The sequence below is a fragment of the Aliikangiella litoralis genome, from assembly GCF_052495765.1.
Genome location: NZ_CP199292.1, coordinates 1,219,998 through 1,238,668 on the forward strand (window position 1 = coordinate 1,219,998; position 18,671 = coordinate 1,238,668).

Consider the following 18,671-nt stretch of genomic DNA (forward strand, 5'->3'; position numbering starts at 1 on the left):
CTGTAGGCTCTTGAATGAAACTTAAATTTTTATATCAAATAGAAGCTCCTAATATCTATTATTGTGGTTGGGATGAATTAGTCGAAAGTGGTTTGCACCCGTCACTATCTTATTATGATGAGAGTGAGCTACAACATCTTATTGCAACTCATAAAGGAAAAATTATTGGCGTTTTAAGTTATTGGATTGATGATATGATTGAAGGCTCTGATGCTAATGTCATGATGGTTTATGTGGATCCTAAATACCGTCAAAGAGGAATTAGTCACCAATTACATGAAGAGTTTAAAGTTTATTGCAAAATAAACTCAATTCGATTTATTAGCTATGCCGTTAATAATAAAAATAAACCTATGCTAGCGGCCCATGCTAAATATCAGAGTTATGATAAGTACACTATTTTTCAGTATGAGGTGTAATTCATTCTTCATTATTATAGTAGAGTAATTGACTATATACCTTTATATAGAGGGGGCTGAAAAGTTATAACTAAGGTGAAACAAGTAAAAGCGTACTTATTAACCCTCTCTTTTTTTACAACATGAACCTAAAGTTATCCCACCTTTATTTGTTTCTTTACTTTTGTAAAGCGCTTGGTCGGCAATAGCAATTAGCTTTTTAGAGCTGATATCTTTATGCCACTCAGCTACGCCCATACTAACACCAATTTGAATTGATTCGTTTTTACCATTATTATCGATTAAATAAGGTTTATTTAATTCCTCGTGTTTGTTGTTAACAATTTGAAGTAGTTCTTCTGTATTTTTATAATTAGTGACTAGCATACAAAATTCGTCGCCTCCAAAACGAGCTATTGCATCTGAAATTCTAACAGTCTTTTTTAGCCGAGCAGAAAATTTTTGTAGTAGCTCATCACCTGCTTGATGACCTAATGTATCATTGATTGGTTTAAAGCCATCTAAATCTATCATAATCAAAGCAATGGTTAATTGATTGCGCTTTCCTTGATTGATTAATGTTTCAAGTTTTTCAAAGAAAACTTTTCTATTGGGTAATTTTGTTAGTGGATCTTGCTCTGCTTGAGTTTTAATTTTTAAATACAAGGCATGTCTTTCAATTGAATATTTTATTGTTTTAGTGAGTAGAGCTTGGTTAAGCATGCTTTTGGATAAGTAGTCTTCTGCGCCTATTTTGATTGCTTTTTCACCCATTTCTTCATTATTAATGCCGGTTAAAACAATGATGGGCGCATTAAATTTAAAAGTAATAAATTTTTTTAAAGTGTCCAAGCCTTCGGAGTCCTCTAACCCTAAATCTAGTATGACAACATCATGTTCACAGCAACCTAAGTGCTTTTTGCTTTCTCTTAATGATGAAAAAGTTTGGAAGTGATATTTTGTTTTTTTATCTTTCTCTAAATAATTTTTAATTAAATAAATGTCATCGCTATCATCTTCTATTAGCAATATTTTAATTTCATTATGAGGCATAGTTAAATAGCAATGGAGTTATTAGCTCCATACTTCCCTAGATAATCTTGAAATTTCAAACCAGTAATGACAAGTTGTTGATAGTATGTCATGCATGTCATCATAAGCTCTTGGCTTTATGATAAATGAATTTGCGCCTTGTTTAAGTGCTGTTAATAAGTCACTTGGAGAATTTGATGTGGTAAAAATAACAACAGGTATATTTGAAGTGTTTGGATGTTTTCTGATTTTTTTTAAAACTTCAATGCCGTCAATTGAAGGCATGTTAAGATCGAGTAAAATCAAATCAGGTAGGTTTTTTGATTGTGTTGGTTGTTTATCAATATGGTTAAGCATATTGACTCCACAACTAAAAATAGATAAGACAATTTCTGTCTTTATTTTTTTTAGTACACTAGTGATTAAGTATTGATCATCAACATCATCTTCAATTAAATATAAGTGTGGGTAATATTTTTTGTTAGAGCAAACGATCATCACTAATCTCCATTAGGAATTTTTATGATTATATCAGTGCCAATATTTTTTTTGCCTATCGCTAATATTTTTCCATCATGAGCAAGTATTATCTGCCGACATATAGCTAACCCCATCCCATAACCAGGTAAATCTTTACCAACTAAGCGGCGAAAGGGTTCAAATATTTTTTTGTTGTTTGTCTTGTCAAAGCCTATGCCATTATCTGACACTGTTATTTCTGATGTGGTATAGGTTATTTTACACTTGATTGTTATAATAAGAGGGCGAGTAATTTCTTTATAATTAATGCTGTTTAATATTAAGTTTCTTAGTACTTGTTGAAATGAGTGTTCTTCGATAAAAATTTCGCCGTCATTAATAAGTTTTATTTCAACTTCTTTTTGTTTAATGATAGTGGATAAGTCATCGGTGACTTGAGCTATGATTTTGGATAGTAGATGTTTTGATTTTTGTGCTTTATTTCTAGAATATCGTGATAGTTCAAGTAGCTGATCAATCATTTCTCCCATTCTACGTGAGGCATCAGCAATTCGCTCAAGTTGAAACTTAGCATCTCCTTCTTCTAGATAAGGTTCTAAACTAGACTGTAAACTTCCTGCAAAGGCACTAATTTTTCTAAGCGGCTCTTGTAAGTCATGAGATGCTGAATAAGCAAACCTTTCTAACGCAGCATTAGACTCTGCCAACTGAAGCTCAATTTTTTTCTTATGCGAAATATCTTCAATTACCGCAACAAAGTGGCTATTTTCGCCTTTAGGGTTTTTGACAGCTGCAACAGTTAAATTTGCCCAAATATATTTTTGACTTTTAGTCTTATATCTTTTCTCTGTTACATATTGACTAATCTTACCTGAAATAATTTGCTGTAAATATTGGTTGTTAGTTTCTAAATCTTTTTTATGAGTGATTTCTTGAAAAGACATGTTAAGCATTTCTACTTTTGAATAACCTAAAATCTCAGAGAGCTTGTTGTTTATTTTTAAGAACCTTCCATCTAAACTAACATGAGCAATGCCAACAGCAGCTTGTTCAAATGTGGTTAAAAAGTCCAATGCTAATGTTTTTATTTCTTGTTCTCTATTTTTTAGCTCAGTTATATCAAAAAATGTGCCTAACATTTCTTTGGGGGCACCTTTATCATCGTAGGAGTAAATTGAATCTCGTGAATAACACCAAATCCAATGTCCTTTCTTATGCCTAAACCGATATTCGATACCAGCTTCGCTTAAGCTTTTTTCTTTGGTAAGTTCATGAAGGTGGTGTGCAATTAAATGATTATCTTCGGGATGAAATAGGGTTGTTAACCCCTTGTCTTTTTGAATTTCACTTAAATCTTCGAGCGTGTAACCTGTTAATCTTGTGTATTCTGGATTTATATAGGTATTAGCTAGACTTTCTAGATTAAAAATATACAATCCTGTTAATGATTTTTCTAATACTTCATTTAAAAATTTAGTTTTATTGGCTAGCTGTTGTTCAAGTTTCTTCTTTTCATTGATGTTAGTTAAAGTACCAGACATTAATATGGGGTTGTTGTTTTCACTGAATAAGGTATCTCCTCTTGCTCTCATCCATTCATACTCACCTGATTCAGATATGCCTCGATAGATGACATCGTATTTGCTTTTGTTTTGTAAGTGATTCTTTAATGCTTGTTTAAGGTGCTTTTTATCATCGGGGTGTACATGTTCTTGCCATAATTTTAGTTGGGGAATAGCGTCTTCTTTTTCACCAATAAGGGTTAAAAACTTTGAACTATACCAAACTTGATCAGTTTTTAAATCCCACTCCCAAATTCCCATTTTTGTTGCTGAGATAGCTCTTCTTAGTCGATTATAACTTGAGCTCTCAATTGATTTGTTCTCCATGATTTTTTCAATATTTGTAATTGAAGCAAAGGTTAACTTTTCACCCTGTATATCATGACTTGATAGGCTTATTTGGATAGAAATAATTTCACCAGACTTCATCTTTCCATTAACAAATCGGCCAGCTGCCATAGCATGTTTTTGCTTTGGGTTTTTCAAATAACCATTAACTAGCTTATTATGTAATGGTGCAATAGAGTCAACTAACAGTATATTGAGAGACTGCCCTTCAAGCTCATTTGTATCATAACCAAACATTTTAACCAGTGCTTTGTTGACTAGCTTTATTTTTTTATCTGAATCTATAACTAATAGTCCAGTCGGAATTAGCTCCGTTGTTACTTTAAACAAAGTGTCTGATTTTTGCTTGAGTTCAAGATCGTGTCGTTTAAATTTTTCCTCTGAAGCTTTGACAACGGCAGACTCTAATTGCTTAATTGTAGGTATACTTTTGATTGAATCGATGTTTTTAAATAAAGTAATAGCCGTTAATAATGAAATAATCGCGGTTATTGCTTTGACTATGCCTTGTGTACCATAAATACCATGCCATATGGTAAAAATAGAAAGTATATGAGTAATACCGCAAAATAAAATAAATCCTGCAAAAAGGAAAAAGACACCTTTAAAATCAGTATCTTCTCTTTTTTTAACAATATAAATAAGTGCAAAAGGAATAGAGAAATAAGAAAAGGCAATTACCAAGTCCGAAATCAGATTTGTCCAAAGAATACCTGGATGCCATAAATAACAGTGTCCATGGGGCATATAATCCCCACTAAAAAAATGTTGAAGAAGTTCCATTGTTGAATAATTGCACTAATATTTATCACTGTAATATAACGAAGTATAGGATAAAAATTAAAATGCGTTATTAACAATTATGGGGAGATATGAATATCTTCTTGGTTTATCACTCAATATTTTGTTGGTTGAGTCTTTGTGGTTATAAGTAGCTATTTGTTCAGTTGAATTGCTTATGTCACACTGAGGCTGTTCAGTGAGAAAGGCTTTGATGTTTGATTGGAGATATTTTTATGAGGGCTAATATAAAAAGAGTCTCTTAGTTGCTAGAAATGTGGCTTTTAGCTGTCAAACAAACACTAATTACTTGTTTTCTTGCTAGAATACTCTATATTTTTATAAAGCTATTTTTTAAAGTTAACCCGAAGTTAGTTGTATTACTCAATTGTTTACTGTTATTGCCACACAAAATAAAAGGGAAATTTATGGGCTCTAAACAAATATACCTACCGACTCAAATTCTTGAAATCAAAACTCTTCAGAAAAACAGCATTATTTTAAATGTTTTAGTTTTTCCTAGTAGTTGCTTGCTGAGCAGAAGAGGAAAAAATGCATGAAAGTTTCTTTACGGCTTTATATAGCAGGTCATACCGTTATTTCTCAGCAAATTTATCATTATTTAGAAGACATTTTCAGTAGTAGAGATGATATTCAGTTTGAAATAGATGTTGTTGATGTGCTTGAGCGTCCTGATATAGCGGTAAACGATAAAGTTTTGGCAACCCCCACGCTGATTAAACGGTTGCCCTTTCCTAGATGTAAAGTTATAGGTGATCTGAATAATGGAGAGGCGGTATTAAACCGTTTAGGTCTTTTAGAGGGAGTAACCATACGATGATTAATGAAAATATAGTTCAATGAACATTGGTGAGACCGAGCTTTGAATCGTTAGTGATGGAAAGTCTGGTTGAGAACATCAGGCCTAATCCAATTTAATTGGGGATAAAGGGTAAGTATATGACGGATTATAATTCACATTCAGAAGCAAAAGTTCTATTTGTGAGCCACTCAGACCTGTCACGTCAAAATTTTAAACAGGAGATGAGGTTACCAGGGATAGATATCTGTTTATCTCCAAATTTACAACAAGCGTTAGAAGCCGTAAAGGTTAGTAAATATTCTCTTGTTGTCGTTGAGCATTATGTTTTTGAAGAAAATAGTTATTCAATGAATCACTTATCACTTATTGATGCTCTATGTAAATATATTCCCAGCAATTGTATCGTGTTATTGGTTGATGATGAACAAGAAGAAAATATTCATTTTCGGCAGTTATCAACAATGGATTTACAAATTGTTTATAAGCCTTGTTCTCAATCAAAGCTGCTGGATATTTTTAAACAGGCTACAGCATCTTCTCATTTACCTTCTTTTATTAACCTCAAAAATGATGCTCAGGGGTTAATTTCTACAGATTTTGATGGCCTTAAATTATTGTTGCTAGAAGATAATTATGATGATGCTGATTTGGTGCAAGAGTGTTGGTCAGAGTGGGATGCAGAAGGTAACAGTCATTTAACTCATTATGATCGACTTAGTAGTGCTTTAGAGGCGCTAGAAAAAGAGGAGTTTTCGTTAATTTTATCAGATTTGAATTTGCCTGATAGCCAAGGACTAGATACTGTCTCGAGTTTGTTAGCGGTCACTAATATTCCCATAATCGTCCTCACTGGTGATGAAGATGAGCATCGAGCGATTGCCGCCATGACATTAGGCATTCAAGATTATGTAAGCAAGAGTGAGCTGGATAGCAATAGTTTACGGCGGAGCGTGCATTACGCAATCGAAAGAGAAAAAGCACATCAAGAGTATAGTAAACTTCTTAATAATAATCCTGATGGTATCGTTGTTTTAGATGAGCACGGAAAGGTGTTATTTGCTAACGAAGCAGCAGGACGGTTATTTGGCTGTACTAGTGCTGAATTAACAGAGGAGACATTTGGTTATCCAATAGGAGGTGGAGGCCAAAACGCTGTTGAGATACAAAGTTGCGCTGGTTACTATTTAGAAATGAATGTGGTGAATATGAGTTGGAAGGGGCATCCTGCGCATATAGTGTCACTTAGAGATATTACTCAGCATAAAAAGTTGCAGGAACAGCTTATTTATAATGCAAATCATGATCCACTAACGGGGTTGGCGAACCGCACTTTGCTAGCAGAACGTCTATCTCAGGCTATCAATAATTCTCAACGCTCTTCAGAAAGTCTAGCCATTATGATGTTGGATCTTGATCGTTTCAAATTGATTAATGACAGTATGGGGCATGATGTTGGTGATAGTCTTTTAAGAGAATGTGCGGTTCGCTTAAAAGCCGCGTTACGTAAATCTGATACTTTGGCTAGAACTGGCGGCGATGAGTTTGTGATTGTTCTGCAATATTTGGGAGAAATTGACTCGGTTACAGGGCTAGCGAGTAAAATATTAGCTCGTATGGAAAAGCCTTTTATTTTGGCTGGAAAGTCATTTTCAATTACCACGAGCATTGGTATTGCTTGTTATCCAAAAGATGGAGAAAATGCAAGTAGCCTGCTTAAAAATGCTGATGTGGCTATGTATCGCTCAAAAGAAGCGGGACGAAACTGTTTTCAGGTTTATGATGCCGATTTACATCAACAAAGTATGCAGCGCTTAACCCTTGAAAGTGAACTAAAACAAGCCCTGTTAGGCAAGCAGTTTGAATTACATTATCAACCTCAACATAGCTTATCGGGATTAGCTAGCGTTGAAGCTTTATTACGTTGGCGACACCCAACGAAAGGGCTGTTGCCACCGGCGGACTTTATTCCCTTATTACAAAAAACCGGGCTTATCCGTGAGGTTGAAGTTTGGATTATGCATACTGCATTAAATCATTTAAAGCATTGGCATCAAACAATTTCACCATCGTTACGTATGGCCATTAATATTTCTGCATCGACACTTCAAAACGATAATCTCTATAAGCAAACTAAGCAGCTATTGAGCTATTATGAAATTCCTGCTCACTGTTTGGAAATTGAAATTACAGAAAGTGTCTTGCTTAATCACACTGAGATTGCAAGTCAGGTCCTTAATGAGTTAAAAGCGATGGGAGTGGATATTGCTATGGATGATTTTGGTACTGGATATTCTTCTTTAAGTTATTTATTGGAGTTTCCGGCATTTAGTACATTAAAAATTGACCGCAGCTTTACTATGAAGCTTGAAACTGATGAGCGTGCCCGTTCTGTAATGGGGGTTATTTTAGAACTGGCTCATGCGCTCAATATGCGGGTTGTTGCTGAAGGAATAGAGACTCAAGGGCAATTTCAGTTATTAAAACAAAAAAATTGTGATTTATACCAGGGGTATTTATTTTCAAAACCTTTGCCTATTGATGAGTTAGAGAAATATTTTAGGCAAAAGAGGCAAATTTCTGACTGGTAAGGAGTCGTAATTGGTTTATGTATTCAAGCCGAGAATATAGGTCAGCAGCTGGCTGATAGGTAACCATCTACTTAATCTCATCATTTATTGAGACATATCTCACAAACATCAGTAAGAATTACCTACTCACAAGCTTAAAGTAGCGTTGTATTATTTACACCATAAAATAACAACATACTTAATGGACTTTACAAATGAATGCTCAATACCGAAAAAATGGTTTTATTCCTCCTGTTTATTTCAATCGTTCTAGCAGAATTTTTAACAATGATAGTGGATATTACTATAAAACTCGTGAAGGCGAAGTGCGAGGCTCATTTCCTACAGAGGCTGAAGCGCGTTATGATCTTAACCACTTTGTGGAGCTAATACAGTTAGAGCAAGAACTACAGAGCATGGATTTTCAAGTCGCAGTTTAAATCTCAGCCATATAAAGTGGTGATAATATAGCCAGGTTTTTTCTGTCTGTTAAAAGTTATAAGCTTTGGGAGGTTCTCTCTGGTAACCTCCAGTTTTTCTCTAATCTTTCTTGTTATTTTCTATTTCCTATTTTTAATGTTCGATAATTGTTAAGTTCCATCGTTGGTTGAGCAAAAATAGCGACGCTTCAAAATATAATAAAAATATAAATTTTTTTCTGATAAAGCTTGAAATTTTATTACTGTGACCTTATTTCATTTGTGCAGGCAAGTTGCCCTTATGGCGCTTTCCTGAAATTTATTGCTTTTATTTTATGTTGCTTCTAACGGAGGATATATTATGAACACAATTGATTTAACCCCACTTTATCGCAGTAGTATCGGCTTTGACCGTTTGGCATCTCTGCTTGATAGCGCGTTAACCTCTGATACAACGGCTAGCGGTTATCCACCTTATAATATCGAAGTTCTTGATGATAATGGTTATGCGATTACTGTTGCTGTTGCAGGCTTTTCTAAAGAGGAGCTTAACATTCAGGTTGAAAAAGGAGTACTTACAATCCGTGGTAATAAGACTGATAAAGACGAGCACGAGTACTTATATCAAGGTATAGCCAATAGAAGTATTGAGCGTAAGTTTAATTTGGCGGACTATGTTGAGGTGACAAGAGCTGAGCTTTCTAATGGATTATTAACCATCAGCCTTGTCAAAGATATACCTGAAGCGATGAAACCCAAGACGATTGCCATTAATCAAAGTGGTAAAGTTCTTGATTATAAAGTAGATAAGGAAAAAGAAACTCAAGAAGAAAAAGTTGCTTGAGTAATTAAATATAGAGAACGCACTGAATGTGCGTTCTCTACTATTTTATTTTAATTAGAATAACAGCCTGTTTCTTGTTGTATAGTGCCAGGCTGTATATTTAGAAAAATTCAGCTTATTCAAATTCAAAATACATTCGATAAGTGGTTTGCCAGATAGGAAAAGGCAAGTCAAAAAAGAAACCACTGTATTGTGTAAGAGATTGATCAGTAAACTTTGAACATGAATCTAGTATTTCGGCAATATTTGAGTTTGGTATGAGTAAATCAATATTATCTATGCCGGGTTCGAAAAGGCTGATAGATGGTGAGTCGGCCAATCTTTCATATAATATTTGGGCTGAATGATGTCGATGTTCATGAACTTTTAAACTTGATGAATAACACCCTGATTTTATATTGCATTGGCGCGCTAGTGTTTTTTCCATTAGTACTAACAGGGTAAGCCTTTTTGCCGGGACTCTGTTAGCAATACCAAAAATGCAACTATCCATTTCCTTTTTATGTTGATGCTCTAACTGGATTGCTGCTGGTTCATAGCGACCACAGGCGACATCAAAGTTGGTATTTTGTTTGCCAAACATAAAGGCATTTTTTCTGTGGTTGATGCCAATATATTGTTCTTTAATTTGTGGGGTAGAATACTTTTCTAATACAAAGCTTTTTTCTTGCGTTTTATCAAAAGGAGAGGACACATATGCTGGAATAAATTCTGGATCTTTTAATTCAACTGGGCTTTCATTACCTGAAAATGGCTGTAGAAAAGGTCTTGCACCATCTTTTAGTTCTATATTTTTTCTCGATGCAATAATGAATTCTGAAACATAATTTTCCTTGGTAGGTGAAGTATTAATTAAATGGATACCTAGATAGTGTTCAACGCTTTCACCACTGAGGTTGTAATTGTAGAGATAGGCCTGATGTCTAATATTAACAGAGTCTTGAAGAGATATTTTCGCTAAAGATTGAGCATCTGAATATTCATCAAGCATTTTTTTGAGTGATTTTTGACTTTTGCCATTTTGGAAAATAATTTTTGCGTAATTATCTGTAATATCTTTTAATTGCGTTAATTGAGAGTTACCTATATCTGAAGGTAAGGTATCAATAATTGACTGTAAAGCAGCAACGCCAGGTAGAGCGGTTAAAAACTCACAACCAGAACTAGTTCGGTTGACTGCACTAAACAATCTCTGACAGCTAGAAAGACTATTTCCTGTTGCCCTTGCTAGGCCACTAGCAGTCTGAACCTCCCACGGGAAACCTTCTAGTATATTTTTTAAGGAATTTCTTAATTGCTTTCCCTGCTGTTCTAACTTTTTTTTGTCTTGTTTGGTTAACACGATGCGCCTTATCTACGTTAGATATATTTAACGTTTAAAAATTTAAACAACCATTACTTTTAACTAATTCAACTCGTATTCAAAATAGATACGATAAGTTGAAAGCCAGGGTGGATAGTCCACTACTAAACAATATCCTACAGAATTTTCTTTTGAAAGCTGATTGGCTTCAAGCGCACTTTCAATTAAGTCATGAACCTCTGGTATTTTGAGCTTTTCTGCAAGAGAGTCTTCAGCAGGAGAAAAGCAAAGTAGAGGCGTGTCGGTATAAAAACGATCATTCCAATTATCTTCGAGAGTATAAAGATCTTCTTGGGCTTTTTGACTGCTAGTATACAGGCCAGTTCTAGCTGTTGCTTTTGAAGCCAAGCTTTTTTCCAATAAGGAAATCAAAATCATTTTTTGAGTCGGTGAGTGACACTCAATGCCATGTATATCTAGTTGTTTTTTAGAGGTTAATGGATGTGTTTGGCTTGTTCGATCAATATGCCCAAGAGTGATTTCGCCTCCAGTTTTAAAGTCGTTTGCTTCCGATAAGTTATAAACTTGTGAATTGCCAAGTAACCCATGTCCGGTAAAGCAATCAACAGCGCTAGGAGAGGTTAAATCTTCTAGGAGAAATTGAAAAGTACTGTCAACAACTAAGTCGTGTAGCTCTCTTCGCTTAATCGAAGTGGGCTGGTTTAAATGATAGTTTTTTTCATTGCCAACAAAAGATTGAACAAATGATCTTGAACCATTGAGGAACTTGACTCCTTGTCGGTAAGCTATGACTACTTCTGACAAATAGTCAGAAACGTGTTTGTTGGGAGTCACACAATCAACCCCTACACTAAGTTGGATTGATTCTTTACATAATTGCTGGTTTAACTCATAAAGTTTTTTACGTGCGCTTAATCCTTGATCCACCCCACTATCATTGGCTTTATTGATAGTATCAAATGCATTTTTTAGCTGGTTTTGACTCATAGTTAGTGAGTGCAATGTAGAGTAAAGGAGTTCATTAGCACTCGTGATTACCATTATTCCTTCTTCAGAAATATTTCTATCAGCTAATTTTTCTATGACTCTGCTGATGCCAGCAGGAGAAGGTAATCCACAAATTACTTGAAAACCATTATAGGAGGGTTTGGACATTTGTAGCAGGCGTTGAGCCGTCGAACGGCTGACACCGCACCATTTAGCGAATGAACCTGTTGTTCTTGCATTGTTGGGTAAATGGGAAACAAAGCGCTTGATATAAGCTTTTATTCGTTCACCTTCTCGCTCTATGCTACTAATTTGATTCTTTGTTAGTGTTAAGGACACAAAGTATACACTTTAAATGGTTTATTTCTAGGGTATAAGTTAATAGTTTTTACCCATTGATGCAACTCTAAGCAGAAAGCAAGCCCTTAGATATGTTAATCTAGTCACCCAATTAGACTGTACGTAGCTTATTTATCTTTAATCGAAACAGCGTAAATGCTCTGCCGATATCTACTTTCGTTTAAGATGCCTACTTTCGTTTAAATAGTGTACATATTAAGAGTCGTATAGCAAAATAGGCTTCTACTTAGAAAGTGATATTGTTATATTGATTTTAATTAAGCTTTTAAATGACAGTCTTAAATGTTCCCAGATATAAAGGGACTTCCTGTTATTTTTTATAATAAAAATTAACAGCTAATGTCGACTATGTCATAATTTGTATTCACATGAAACTATCAATAAAACACTCGAACAAATAGCTGAATATTAGGGTGGGTTTTACGAGTCAGAGAGAATTATGGTAACTCCAATAATTATATTAGCTTTACTAGCTTGTCCAATTATCATTGCCTTTTTACGCTGCAAAATTATGAATACCACACTTGAGGTGAATAAGTTTGCGTGTTGGGGGTTAGGATTAACTTTTTTCTTTTTCTTTATTGGGCATTTGGTGAAAAGTGCTGGTATGGTTGAAATGCTTCCACCATGGGTTCCTTATCGTTTAGAAATTATTTATTTAACTGGTGGACTTGAATTATTAGTTGGAATCGCTTTATTTCTACAACAGTATCAGCGGTTTGCCGCTAAAGTGGCAATTGTTATTTTTGTTATTTTCTTTCCTGCAAATATCTATGCCGCATTCAATGGTGTCGGCTTAGGTGGTCACCAGTGGGGGCCGAGTTATTTATTAATTCGTGGGCCATTGCAAGTTATCTTAATTGCGTGGGCTTACTTTTTATGCATAAAAGATCGCAATAAACAGTTGAGTTAAGGGAGAAAAGATGGGAGTCACTTATTGGTGGATGCATCCTACTCCATGCGTATACCCCGGAGAGCAATGCTGTAAGATGTTCCAGTTGCCAAACGACTGCGATATATCATGAAAGTTTCGATAGCTATCTATGTGTCTATTGTAATATTTGGCTTGAAAAAAAGTGTACTGATTCTGAGTGTGACTATATAGCTAGAGCAAAATAAATTGGCATTATCCATCACGATAATTGAACGAGAAGAAATTTTAGGTAACAAGTCCTGGGTTAACCATGCATAAAATACATCTTCTTATTAGTTAATTAATTTAAATTTTTGGAAAATAGTTGTTCATGAATAAAATTGACTTTTCTTTATATCAACAAATCGTTGTTTTAACGGGGGCTGGTATTTCTGTTGCGTCAGGGTTAAAGACTTATCGCGGCGCCGGTAGTGATTCTTCGGAATATGATTTTGCTGATTATGGCCATATCGATAGGCTTAAAGATGATCCTATGAAAGTCTGGAAACTCTATGGGAAGTTGCGTAAGGATATTATTCAAGCTCAACCCAACTCTGCTCATTACTCATTGGCTGAATTTGAAAGACGACTTTTACCGAACCAGAATTTTACTTTAATCACTCAAAATGTTGATGGTTTACACCAAAAAGCAGGGAGTAAAAATATCGTTGAGCTTCATGGAAATATGCATAAAACTCGTTGCTCCAATTTAGAATGTAAACTCGTACCTTTTAAGGATGAAAAAGTTTACACTGAGCTACCAATTTGCGATCTTTGTAAATCGCCTCTATTACCTGATGTAGTATTGTTTGGTGAAAAAATTCCCGCGTTTGCTGATTGGAGTTCTAAGCGAGCATTAAGAGAGTGCGATTTGTTTATCGCTGTCGGCACTTCTGGAACGGTTTCTCCAGCGGCTAATTTTGTGCGCTCTGCTGAATATGCCGATGCTAAAACTATACTTGTTAATTTAGAACCGATGGAACCTAAAAATCCTGCCTTTCAGGATGAAATAAATGGCAAAGCTGAGGAGTTGTTACCTAGGTTAATGGCGTAAAGTTATTGTTTTTATTTTCTAGAGTATATTGATACCAGTTTCCGATATACGCCTGCTTAGTACAAAAAATATTCGATTTATTTCTTTTATATCACCAATTCGCTCGTTAAATTTTTACAACTAGAATCTTAAAATTATTGGATTTTAAAGAAGTAAGTCCTAGATATAGCCAATAAAAAAGGCCAACCGATAATGGGTGGCCTTAGTTGAGATGACGGACGCCTATCTAAGAGTTGTGAAAATTTTAGTTTAGTTAAGAAGCTACTCAAGTTAAGAGGAATATATTTGCCATGTTCGAAGTCTTCCCACCATTTTTTATACAAAGTCGTTGACTCTTAATTCATTACTCGCTTTAGCTCTTGGTGCAATGATAAAATTGCAGCCAAAATCTGCAACTTCAAAATCTGCAACTTAATTTGCACATCAATCACCGGAATATTATTGGTTAATAAAGATAAATAAGGGCATTCATGAGGATTGGAATAAAAAGAACGCTAAAAAGAAGTCAAATAAAAAGAAATCAAATAAAAAGATTGCAAAGTTATCGGTGGTATTGCTTAGTTTTTTTGCTATTTAGTGTTAAGTCATTTGCTTCATTACAGTTTGAACGAATAGGTGCTGATGAAGGTATTGCCAGTGAGTACATTTGGGAGTTAATGGAAGACCATAAGGGCAACCTTTGGATTGGAACGATGGAAGGGTTGAGCTGGTATGATGGTAAACATGCACTGACGATTAAAAAGTCTGGAGCTGATATTTCGGGTATTGACGATAATTTGATTCGTGAAATTCACCAAACGAGCGATCGTAGTATCTGGGTTATGACCCATAAAGGTGTTAACCTACTTAAACCTGATAGCAACCAATTTGTACATTTTGAAGACCTGCCTACAGCCCCCTATCGCAGCCTGTTTGAACTACAAAATGGCAAGGTGATTGTCAGCTCTACCAAAGGTTTTTATCTGCTCGATCCGTCTTCTTTGAAAGTTCTTAAGCAATACGACAATAGTCTCACTGGCGATGTGCGTAAAATATTGCGTTGGCAAAATGAATGGCTTTTTAGTTCACCTAAAGGGGTTTTCCGTTGGTCTACTGATACTGAAAAGTTTCAGCAATTGGTTGGTGGAAAAGCAGGTGTTGAGTCCCCACCTGTTATGCGTGTGGTGCCGTTGTCAGAGAAGCGTTTTTTACTCACTACATTGGGTCAAGGGCTATGGCTTTGGCATTATGATGATGAGGTGAATCATATACAGCCTTTGTTAACTGGCAATACTGACTTTGATACATCTGATATTTTTAATGTGGTGATAGAAAATGGTGATATTTTATGGATAGGCTCTGATGTCGGTTTGTATCGCGGAGTTTTGAAGGGAGACAAGTTATCTGTTGAAGAAATAGCAATGACAGCTCACGGCGTGGAGGCGGTATCTACATCAGATGTGTTAATGACTAGTACCGGAGAATTGGCAATTGCCACAGAAAAAGGAATATTTATTACTTCACCGACTCAATATTACCTTTCAGTAGTTGGTAAACCAGAGTTAACTAAACCGGTAGTAAGAACTGTGTTGCAGGATGATAGCAACCAAATTTGGGTGGCGACTCTCGGCGGTGGGGTAAGTAAATTCTCTAAAGATTGGCGACTGCTGGATACCTTGACCACCGAACATCCAGAATATCCACTACTGGCTAATACGGTACAAGCAATTCATTTAGATAGTCAAAATACGTTATGGATAGGAACCGATGGTGGCTTATCATCCCTTAATCTCAACACGGGGCAGTTTGTGGCAAAGCATGAACTCGATAATTTTGTGACTTGCGCAGGATATAAACGCGATGTAATTCATTCTATTGTTGAGGATCGACAGAATAATCGGATGCTATTTGGTGGTATCGGTCTGTTACATGTTCGTGAGCAGAACTCAGGGACATTCAATACTATTAAAGGGAAGCGTCAACCTAACTCATTACCCTGCGGGCAATATATTGATTTACAAACGGGAAACGGCAAATACTATATTGCGGGAATTAGCCGTTTATCAGTAATGGATGCGGCTTCTCTAAAAGTTCGTAATCTGGATCTAAAAGAACAAATTTCTGATATCACTGCTGCTTTTATTTCCTTTGGCAAGGTGCAGAATAACCGCTTAACTGTAGCTGGTGGTGCTGGATTGCTGAAGATAAACCTGGAAAATGACACAGTAACCCCCATTGCTCCAAAAGCATTGTCAGGTCGCTTTTTTTCCTCTGTCTTAGAAGATGAAAGTGGCTATTGGTTGGGATCGACCAAAGGCTTATTGTATTTAGATAAAAATGTACCAGACAAAGCGCGCATTTATAGTCGAAAGGATGGTTTGCCGAGTGAACAATTTAGCCTTCATGCCGCCTATTTATTGCGAGATGGAGGGCGAGACGGATTGCAAAATGAAAAATTAGCGTTTGGCACGGAAAATGGTGTAATAATTTTTGACAAAAATAAAGTGCCAGGCCATGAATCTGCACTTGCGCCGCAGATTAACTATTGGTCTGTTAGGAAGCAGAGAGGAGAAGAGCACAATATCGCTGGACTGATGGGGGATTTGTCTAATGAGGTTTACGTGTTTCCTTACGATACTTCAGGGTATGAGTTTTGGCTGACTACTCATCATTGGCTTCATAAGAAAAATTATCTATATAGTTACCGTCTAAAAGGTTACTCGAACGAATGGGCTAACATTCCTAAACAGACTAATCGAATCAGCTATAGCTTTTTACCCACAGGACAATATGAGCTGGAAGTGAAGATTCAGTCTCCAACCGGTTTGACGACTCAACCACATTCTTTAGCGCGGTTTGAAGTGGAAAAAACTTGGTGGTTAGCAACGCCCATGATTCTGTTGTATGTTGCGATGTTGTTTTTTGTTATTTGGGTGGCGGTATGGTTACGTACTCGCATGATTCGCCGAGCCAATGTATTGCTATCGAGCAAGGTTGAGTCGCAAACTGCCCATTTAGCGAAGCAGGCGAATCAACTTGAGCAACAAAAAAATCAACTACAGAAATCTTTAAACTACAAAGAAGATTTGCTTGCTAATATTTCTCACGAACTAAAAACGCCTTTGACCTTAATGACAGGGATCATAGAGAGCGAGAACTCGCATATTGATAAGCCCTTAAGCCTGAAAAAGTTAATACATCGAATTAGTCGACTGATGGATAATATGCGGATGTTGTCAAGTGACATTAGTGAGCGGCAGGGAGAAGAAAGTTATAATTATCAGGTTAATGAATTCGTTGAGTTTTACTATGCTACTTATTGCAGTTTAGTGAATCGGGAGCGGTTATCACTGACTGCAAATGATGATGTTGTAGTGAGCTGTCAGGTTGATGCGCTTGACAAGATTATTACTAATCTCATCAACAATGCGATCAAGTACTCCCCACCAGAAACTCAAATTCAAATAATTTCTGAGTGTCGGAATAATTGTTGGGAATTTTCTGTCATTAATGAAGGTAAAGGAATTTTGGCAGAGCAACTAGACTCGATTTTTTTGCGTTATGTGCAATTAGGCGAAAGTAATAATACTTATGGATTAGGGTTAGGGCTGCCATTAGTAAAATCACTGGTGGAGCAAGAAGGCGGGCAAATAAAAGTTGTTTCCGAACCGAATGTTCGTACAAAAGTTACTGTCAGTCTACCGTTAGTACAAGCAGTAGATGATGTTAAGGGGATAAAAGCGGATACTTTGAATGAAGAATACCGTGCCTGGATAATGGCTGAAATCGAGTTTTCTGAAGTTTCTGATTCAGGTGATGATGAGAGCGAAATTCAACAAGACGAATTGGTTAAACCTTTGCTCTTTTGCATTGACGATAATAAACAATTGCTAGATCAACTGAGGGATCAATTGAGTGGCAAGTTCATGGTACGCTGTTTTCTTGATCCTAAACAAGCACTGCAGGAAGCTATTGAGTGTATTCCTGATATCATTATTAGTGACATAATGATGCCGCAGATGGATGGTCATCAGTTACTCAAGGAAGTTCGCCAGCAAGAATTGCTTTCCCATATTCCTGTTGTTTTGTTGACTGCAAAAGCAGATAGAAAAAGCCAAATGAGCGGTTTGTCTGCTCTGGCTGATGATTACATTATCAAACCTTATGACTCTGCCTTGTTGAATGCTAAGTTGGAAAATGTTTTGGGGCTTCGTGCGTTGCTCAAAGCGCGTTATGGCTTGGATTCAAAAAGAAACCAGCCCGTCGAGTCGCAACAAACTAAAGATAGAGTTTGTTCAGCTCTAATTGCTGGCAACGAGAAGGAAAAAAGTTTTATGCAGAAAGTAGTCGCTTGTATTGAGCAAAATCTCAGTGATCCGAGTTTTAATGTGAAACAACTCAGCGAACAATTATTTTTATCTGCCTCTCAATTACGTCGCAAGGTAAAAGCAATATCAGGCTATTCTCCCAAAGATACAATCCGCATTATGCGTTTGGAAACAGCGGCTGAGATGATCAGAAAAGGGGAGAGCTTAAAGTCAATCTCTTTTAATCTTGGTTTCTCTAGCCAGTCACACATGGGAACTCAGTTTAGAGCTTATTTTGGTGTTACACCAAAGCAGTACTACGAGTCTGCAGAGTTACCAGTCAGTGATAGAACGGTCATGGAAGTAAAGGACATTTAAATTCTGATGTGAGCTAGTAGATGTGAGCTAGTATTTGAGCGGGGATATTTGAGAGATATTATTGGAAACCACCCAATTTATCACCAATGATTTAAATAATGGGATCAGACTTTATT

Annotated in this window: 13 protein-coding genes; 8 read left to right on the forward strand and 5 right to left on the reverse strand. The window is 36.1% G+C overall.

The annotated features are described in order from the left end of the window. Nucleotides 1-14: 14 nt before the first annotated feature. Nucleotides 15-419, forward strand: a complete 405-nt coding sequence (locus ACT5E3_RS05285) for a GNAT family N-acetyltransferase (RefSeq protein WP_444997265.1) — start codon at nt 15-17, stop codon at nt 417-419. 99 nt (nt 420-518) lie between these two features. Here ACT5E3_RS05285 and ACT5E3_RS05290 read toward each other — a convergent pair whose 3' ends face one another. The 3 genes from ACT5E3_RS05290 to ACT5E3_RS05300 are packed head-to-tail and all read right to left on the reverse strand — an operon-like array spanning nt 519 to nt 4,567. Then, a complete protein-coding gene (locus ACT5E3_RS05290) occupies nt 519-1,451 on the reverse strand; it encodes a diguanylate cyclase (RefSeq protein WP_444997266.1) in 933 nt (310 codons plus the stop codon). Nucleotides 1,452-1,472: 21 nt separating this feature from the next. Then, complete coding sequence (locus tag ACT5E3_RS05295; RefSeq protein ID WP_444997267.1) at nt 1,473-1,928, reverse strand: response regulator; 456 nt, start codon at nt 1,926-1,928, stop codon at nt 1,473-1,475. Between the two features lie 2 nt (nt 1,929-1,930). Further along, entirely contained in the window at nt 1,931-4,567 is a 2,637-nt protein-coding gene (locus ACT5E3_RS05300) for a PAS domain S-box protein (RefSeq protein WP_444997268.1), read from the reverse strand. Between the two features lie 589 nt (nt 4,568-5,156). On the opposite strand from ACT5E3_RS05300, the gene ACT5E3_RS05305 reads away from it, so the two are divergent. The 4 genes from ACT5E3_RS05305 to ACT5E3_RS05320 all read left to right on the forward strand — a co-directional run bounded on the left by ACT5E3_RS05305 (nt 5,157) and on the right by ACT5E3_RS05320 (nt 9,253). Beyond that, the gene (locus ACT5E3_RS05305; protein WP_444997269.1) at nt 5,157-5,441 is read left to right on the forward strand and encodes a circadian clock KaiB family protein; all 285 of its coding nucleotides are present in this window, start codon (nt 5,157-5,159) and stop codon (nt 5,439-5,441) included. 119 nt (nt 5,442-5,560) lie between these two features. Further along, nucleotides 5,561-8,011 (forward strand): EAL domain-containing protein, encoded by a 2,451-nt coding sequence (locus ACT5E3_RS05310; protein ID WP_444997270.1) that lies wholly within the window; start codon nt 5,561-5,563, stop codon nt 8,009-8,011. Nucleotides 8,012-8,205: 194 nt separating this feature from the next. After that, nucleotides 8,206-8,430, forward strand: coding sequence for a DUF6316 family protein (locus tag ACT5E3_RS05315; protein ID WP_444997271.1), 225 nt, complete (start codon nt 8,206-8,208; stop codon nt 8,428-8,430). A 340-nt stretch (nt 8,431-8,770) separates the two neighbouring features. Further along, nucleotides 8,771-9,253 (forward strand): Hsp20 family protein, encoded by a 483-nt coding sequence (locus ACT5E3_RS05320; RefSeq protein WP_444997272.1) that lies wholly within the window; start codon nt 8,771-8,773, stop codon nt 9,251-9,253. 115 nt (nt 9,254-9,368) lie between these two features. Here the strand turns inward: ACT5E3_RS05320 and ACT5E3_RS05325 are convergent, their stop codons facing one another. Both ACT5E3_RS05325 and ACT5E3_RS05330 read right to left on the reverse strand, forming a co-directional pair. Further along, entirely contained in the window at nt 9,369-10,595 is a 1,227-nt protein-coding gene (locus ACT5E3_RS05325) for a hypothetical protein (RefSeq protein WP_444997273.1), read from the reverse strand. 63 nt (nt 10,596-10,658) lie between these two features. Further along, on the reverse strand, nt 10,659-11,903 hold the full coding sequence (locus ACT5E3_RS05330; protein WP_444997274.1) for a hypothetical protein: 1,245 nt from the start codon (nt 11,901-11,903) through the stop codon (nt 10,659-10,661). A 460-nt stretch (nt 11,904-12,363) separates the two neighbouring features. Between ACT5E3_RS05330 and ACT5E3_RS05335 the strand changes: the two genes are divergently transcribed. The 3 genes from ACT5E3_RS05335 (at nt 12,364) to ACT5E3_RS05345 (ending at nt 18,555) form a co-directional block, all read left to right on the forward strand. Next, nucleotides 12,364-12,837, forward strand: a complete 474-nt coding sequence (locus ACT5E3_RS05335) for a DoxX family protein (protein WP_444997275.1) — start codon at nt 12,364-12,366, stop codon at nt 12,835-12,837. A 331-nt stretch (nt 12,838-13,168) separates the two neighbouring features. After that, nucleotides 13,169-13,891: an SIR2 family NAD-dependent protein deacylase gene (locus ACT5E3_RS05340; protein WP_444997276.1), complete on the forward strand. Its 723-nt coding sequence runs from the start codon at nt 13,169-13,171 to the stop codon at nt 13,889-13,891. A 470-nt stretch (nt 13,892-14,361) separates the two neighbouring features. Further along, the gene (locus ACT5E3_RS05345; RefSeq protein ID WP_444997277.1) at nt 14,362-18,555 is read left to right on the forward strand and encodes an ATP-binding protein; all 4,194 of its coding nucleotides are present in this window, start codon (nt 14,362-14,364) and stop codon (nt 18,553-18,555) included. The last annotated feature ends 116 nt before the right edge of the window (nt 18,556-18,671 follow it).